The following is a 1,141-nucleotide window of genomic DNA, read 5'->3' on the forward strand; positions in this document are numbered from 1 at the left end:
CGGGATGACGTGATCGCCCTTCTTCACCGAGGTGACACCCGGCCCGACATCGACGACGATGCCGGCGCCTTCATGGCCGAGGATGGCCGGAAACAGGCCTTCCGGATCGGCACCCGACAGGGTGAAATCGTCGGTGTGGCAGATGCCGGTCGCCTTGACCTCGACCAGCACTTCACCGGCCCGCGGGCCTTCCAGCTGCACGGTCATCACTTCCAGCGGTTTGCCGGCCTGAACGGCTACGGCGGCGCGAACGTCCATTTCGATATCCTTCCTCAAATCGAATTCTGACTGCTATATGCTCGAATAGACTGGCCTCTTGACCGGCCTTAGCCGATCGCTGCCAAGATCACCCCATCACGTCTCCGGCTCAACTTGGCACCAAACCGCGAGAAGCGGCTTTGCCGTGCATCTAATCGCGAAGGATTGCCCTGCATCGTTAGCAAAGACTGTGCCGGTGGCGGCAGAAAACCATTGGGAATCGCCAAGGCAGATTTCAGCCGGCGAAAACAGAAGGAAGGCGCGGGGCTGCGTCTGAACATGATCGGGAAACCGGGTGTAGCGGTCCATATAGATCACCCCGACCCTGAGGTCGGCGCGCTCCTCCATGCCCCCGGGACCGACCACAACAGCATGAGAATGGGTGTTGCCAAAATTCAGGCTTGCAAACGGACCCGAACGGCCGCGTCGCCAGAGCAGGCTGTCGGCAAGGCTTCTGAATTGCCCGGCAATTGCCTCGTATTTCCGTCCCGATTTGGCAAGATGGCCGATGGCGTCATCCAGCCCCTCCGGCGCACCGGGAAGAGGCCCACCCTCCAGCGGGCGCACCTTGCCTGTTTTGAGCAGCCTCTGCAGAACCTTGCCGGCGACGAAACTGGCGACGGCAGGGGCGTCGGCCGACAGCATCAGGCCGCCGACGTCGTTGAGGAACTCCTGCAGCGGCCGAGGACGCCTTTCCCTGCCGATGTCGTGCAGCCTGATATAGGCCGGCTTTTCCTCGTCGTTCAGAAGAAGATCGGCCCCACGTTTGATTGGACGTCCCACCGCGCGCGCCACGTTCAGTCCCCTCGCTTAGAGCGCCTTTTGCAATTCCGGCAGCGCCTCGAACAGATCGGCGACCAGGCCGTAATCGGCGACCTGGAAG

The 1,141-nt window shown here is 62.0% G+C and carries 2 protein-coding genes; both read right to left on the reverse strand.

Going from position 1 to position 1,141, the window contains the following annotated elements:
* Window positions 1-258 (reverse strand): alcohol dehydrogenase catalytic domain-containing protein (locus ATY29_RS01290; protein ID WP_165779367.1); only part of this gene is annotated, 258 nt, incomplete at its 3' end.
* 96 nt (window positions 259-354) lie between these two features.
* Complete coding sequence (locus tag ATY29_RS01295; protein ID WP_025418665.1) at window positions 355-1,053, reverse strand: dimethylsulfonioproprionate lyase family protein; 699 nt, start codon at window positions 1,051-1,053, stop codon at window positions 355-357.
* Window positions 1,054-1,141: the final 88 nt, after the last annotated feature.

This window comes from Rhizobium hidalgonense (genome assembly GCF_002914525.1).
Lineage (GTDB): Bacteria > Pseudomonadota > Alphaproteobacteria > Rhizobiales > Rhizobiaceae > Rhizobium > Rhizobium hidalgonense.